Raw genomic sequence first — 4,270 nt, 5'->3', positions numbered from 1 at the left:
TGCGCTTTTCAAAAGTGAGCCGCCGTCAGGGCGGAACCCTAAGTGGCCGTTACCGCAGAAACGGATATGTACTCGATCTGATCCAACATCCCGGCCGGCCCAGAGGCCGCCATCGGGGGCAAGCCCCCTCCCACATTAGGCTGAAGATCAGCGTATGAAGTGAATCTTGCCGCTGTCATCATTCCCCATGTAAATGCCATACACCCCCGCCTGGCGCTCTTCGATATAGCGCTCCAGAATCTGCCGGATCGCCGGGTAGTAGATGCTGTCCCAAGGGATGTCCTCGGGGGCGAAGAAGGTGTAGGCCAGGGTTTCCGGGCCGAACTGGCCGGTGATCTCCAGCGCGATGGCGCGGAAGATGATGTACACCTCGCTGATCTTCGGCACGCTGAAAATCGAGTAGGGCGACACGATTTCGGCGCGCACGCCGGTCTCTTCCCAGACTTCGCGCAACGCCGCTTCTTCGGTGGTTTCGCCCCCTTCCATGAAGCCCGCCGGCAGCGTCCAGGTGCCGGGGCGCGGGGGGATTGCGCGCTGGCACAGCAGGTATTTGCCGTCCTGCTCGATGATGCAGCCGGCGATGATCTTGGGGTTGATGTAGTGGATGTAGCCGCAGCCCCGGCACATCAGGCGCTCGTGGGTGTCGCCCGGTGGCAGTTGGTGACCGAGGTCATGGCCGCCGCAGGTCGGGCAGAAGCTGGGGCCGGGCACGGTCAGTGACCTATGCGCGGTTCTTTGAGCGCGATGGGCAGGGTGATCTCGGGGAGCTTGCCGGTTTCTTCCTGTTTGCGCTTGAGGTAATCCAGGGCCACGGCTGCCGCGGCACGTACGTGATCGACGCAGGCCTGGTGGGCGGCGAGGGGGTCGCCGCTCTTGATCGCCTGGACCATGCGCTCCATTTCCTGGTTGCTGGCGCCACGCCGGTTCTGCTGGGACACCGACGTCGCGCGCAGGTAGCTGATACGCGCCTGCAACTGGCGCAACTGAGTGGCGGCCACGTGGTTGCCGCAGCCTTCGAGCAACACATCGTAGAAGCCCTGCACGGAGTCGATCACTTGCTGCAGTTCGCCTTCCTTGAGGGCCTTGCGGTTTTCCTCCAGGGCTTTTTCCAGGGCCTTGATGTCCTTGGCCTTGGCGCGCAGGGTGAACAGCTGCACGATCAAGCCTTCGAGCACGCAGCGCAGTTCATAGATATCGACGGCATCGGCCAGGGTGATGATCGCCACCTGCGGGCCCTTGGCATCGGCGAATTCCACCAGGCCTTCGGATTCCAGGTGGCGCAAGGCTTCGCGCACCGACGTGCGGCTGACGCCAAGGCGGTCGCACAGGTCGCGCTCCACCAGGCGGTCACCGGGCAGCAGCTGGAAATTCATGATGGCGCTGCGCAGTTTCTCCAGCACGATTTCGCGCAGGGTGACCGGGTTGTGATTGACCTTGAAGCTGTCGTCGAGGGGCGCGCGTTTCATGGGGTTTGCTCTGAATGTGGCGGTTAACTGGAGGCCTCGGCATCGGCTTCGGCGAAGGCTTCACGGGCCAGCCGGAAGCTGTCCACGGCGGCGGGAACCCCGCAGTAAATGCCGACCTGAAGCAGAATTTCGCGTATTTGTTCACGACTCAGCCCGTTGCGCAAGGCGCCGCGCACGTGCAGCTTGAGTTCGTGAGGCCGATTGAGGGCCGAAATCATTGCCAAGTTTATCATGCTGCGTTCTTTAAGCGACAAACCCTCCCGGCCCCACACATGGCCCCAGCAGTACTCGGTGACCATCTCCTGCAGCGGTCGCGTGAAGTCGTCGGCGTTGTCGATTGAACGCTGTACGTAGGCTTCACCCAAGACTTGCGTACGGATTTTCAGGCCCTGTTCATACTTGTCGTTGCTCATGGTTCAGTGTTCCTCAGGCCAGGGTCGGCAGCGCGCCGAGCTTGCCTTTGTGATAGATCATCGGCGTGACCGGCTGTGTGGGCAGGATCAGGTTCTTCACCGCGCCGACAATGATCGCGTGGTCACCGCCGTCGTATTCGCGCCACAACTCGCACTCGATGATGGCCGTGGCGTTGGCCAGCAGCGGGTTGCCCAGCTCGCTGAGGTGCCACTCGATGCCCTTGGCCTTTTCCTTGCCTTTGCTGGCGAAGGCATAGGCTTCGGCGGTCTGGCCGGCGGACAGCAGGTGGATGGCGAAGCGCTTGCTGTCGCGCAGGATCGGGTAGGTGTCCGACGCGTAGTTGGGGCAGAACAGCACCAGGGCCGGGTCGATCGACAGCGCACTGAATGCGCTGGCGGTAATGCCGACGATACCGCCGTCCGGGTCGAGGGTGGTGACCACCGTGACGCCCGAAGGAAACGAGCTCATGACGTCTTTGTAAATGCCGGGTTCGATCATGGGTGTGGCCTCTTAACGCATCACAAAGGGATCAGGCATGGGCGCCTGGGACAGGTTGATCCACACCGTCTTCAGCTCGGTGTAGGCCAGCACCGAATCGATGCCGCTTTCGCGTCCGTAGCCGCTGTTCTTGAAGCCGCCGATGGGCGCCATGGCCGAGACGGCGCGGTAGGTGTTGACCCAGATAATCCCCGAGCGCACGTCGCGGGCCAGTCGATGGGCGCGGCCCAGGTCGCGGGTCCAGATGCCGGCGGCGAGGCCGAACTGGGAGTCGTTGGCAATCGCCAGCGCTTGGGCTTCGTCCTTGAAACGGATCACCGAAGCCACCGGGCCGAACACTTCTTCCTGCATGATTTTCATTGAGTTGGCGTCGCACTCGAACAACGTCGGCTCATAGAACCAGCCTTCACCGAGGTGCTGCGGGCGTTTGCCACCGGTGCGTAGGCGTGCGCCTTCGGCGATGGCATCCGCCACCAGGCCTTCGACCACGGCCAGTTGCTGGGCGGTGGCCATGGGGCCCATTTCGCTGGCATCGTCCAGGGGGTTGCCGATGCGGATGCGTTCGGCGCGCTGCACCAGGCGCTCGACGAACTCGTCGTAGATGTCGTCCTGCACCAGCAGGCGCGACCCGGACACGCAACTTTGCCCTGACGCCGCGAAGATCCCGGCAATCGCACCGTTGATGGCGCTGTCGAGGTCGGCGTCGGCAAAAATGATATTCGGTGACTTGCCACCCAGCTCCAGCGACAGCTTGGCGAAGTTCTCCGCGCTGCTGCGCACCACATGCCGTGCGGTGGCCGCGCCGCCGGTGAAGGCGATCTTGCGCACCAGCGGGTGACGGGTGAGGGCGGCGCCGGTACTTGGGCCGTAGCCGGTCACCACGTTGACCACGCCTGGCGGAATGCCGGCTTCGAGGGCCAGGCGCGCCAGTTCCAGGACAGTCGCCGAAGCGTGTTCCGAGGGCTTGATCACGATGGTATTGCCTGCCGCGAGGGCCGGCGCGAGCTTGATCGCCGTCAGGTACAGCGGGCTGTTCCACGGAATGATCGCGGCGACCACGCCCATGGCTTCGTGGACCGTGTAGGCGAACAGGTCCGGCTTGTCCAGCGGCAAGGTACCGCCTTCGAGCTTGTCGGCCAGGCCTGCGGTGTAGTGGAAGAACTCCGGCAGGTAGCTGACCTGGCCGCGGGTCTCGCGGATCAGCTTGCCATTGTCGCGGCTTTCCAACTGCGCCAGTTGTTCGGTGTTCTGGGCGATCAAGTCACCCAGGCGGCGCAGCAGTTTGCCCCGTGCGGTGGCGCTGAGGCCACGCCAGGCCGGGCTCTCAAAAGCCGTTTGTGCGGCCTGTACGGCGCGGTCCACGTCGGCTTCATCGGCATCGGGCAATTGCGCCCAGGGTTCGGCCAGGGCCGGGTTGAGGCTGTCGAAAGTCTTGCCGGACAGGGCATCGACCCATTCACCGCCGATGCACATCTGGAAGCGTGCGAGTGTCATGCAACGATCCCCTTTATTGGATTATTTTGGGTGTACACGGTGTCGAGGAACCCCAGCAGCAGGCTGTTGACCAGGCGCGGTGATTCGACCGGCATCATATGCCGTTGCTCGGCCAGCACCGCAACCGTGGCACCGGGAATACAGTCGGCCAGTTGCCGGGCCATTTCCGGCGTTGAGCCGGGGTCCAGTTCGCCGGTGGCGACCAGGGTGGGCACGCGCAGGCCCTTGAGGTCGTCGGCGCGGTACATGTCCTGGGTCGCAAACAGCTCGTAGGTGGTGAGGTAGCCCTGGGGATCGTTGCCCGCCAGGGTCTGGCGCAGCGCGGCGATCTGCGCCGGGTTGGCCGCCTGGTATTCAGGGCTGAACCAGCGCGACAGCGCCGCTTGCGCGTTCGCATC

General features: G+C 63.8%; 5 protein-coding genes and 1 pseudogene. All 6 read right to left on the bottom strand.

Annotated features, from left to right (window positions below; genetic code table 11):
- Positions 1-147: 147 nt before the first annotated feature.
- Positions 148-711 (bottom strand): NUDIX hydrolase, encoded by a 564-nt coding sequence (locus BFP96_RS21640; protein ID WP_065892007.1) that lies wholly within the window; start codon positions 709-711, stop codon positions 148-150.
- A gap of 2 nt (positions 712-713) precedes the next feature.
- Positions 714-1,466 carry a GntR family transcriptional regulator gene (locus BFP96_RS21635; protein ID WP_057721964.1) on the bottom strand — a complete coding sequence of 251 codons (753 nt, stop codon included), beginning with the start codon at positions 1,464-1,466 and terminating at the stop codon, positions 714-716.
- Positions 1,467-1,489: 23 nt separating this feature from the next.
- Positions 1,490-1,879 (bottom strand): carboxymuconolactone decarboxylase family protein, encoded by a 390-nt coding sequence (locus BFP96_RS21630; protein WP_065883580.1) that lies wholly within the window; start codon positions 1,877-1,879, stop codon positions 1,490-1,492.
- A gap of 13 nt (positions 1,880-1,892) precedes the next feature.
- A complete protein-coding gene (locus BFP96_RS21625) occupies positions 1,893-2,378 on the bottom strand; it encodes a flavin reductase family protein (protein WP_065936983.1) in 486 nt (161 codons plus the stop codon).
- A 12-nt stretch (positions 2,379-2,390) separates the two neighbouring features.
- Complete coding sequence (locus BFP96_RS21620; protein ID WP_065936982.1) at positions 2,391-3,872, bottom strand: aldehyde dehydrogenase; 1,482 nt, start codon at positions 3,870-3,872, stop codon at positions 2,391-2,393.
- Positions 3,869-4,270 (bottom strand): annotated as a pseudogene (locus tag BFP96_RS21615) (alpha/beta hydrolase); the annotation flags it as partial. The gene BFP96_RS21620 and the pseudogene BFP96_RS21615, both read right to left, overlap by 4 nt.

It is taken from the genome of Pseudomonas sp. 34 E 7 (genome assembly GCF_900005715.1).
In the GTDB taxonomy this organism is placed as follows: domain Bacteria; phylum Pseudomonadota; class Gammaproteobacteria; order Pseudomonadales; family Pseudomonadaceae; genus Aquipseudomonas; species Aquipseudomonas orientalis_A.
Note: the sequence above shows the minus strand (reverse complement) of the source record. Positions and strands in the feature narration are given on the sequence as shown.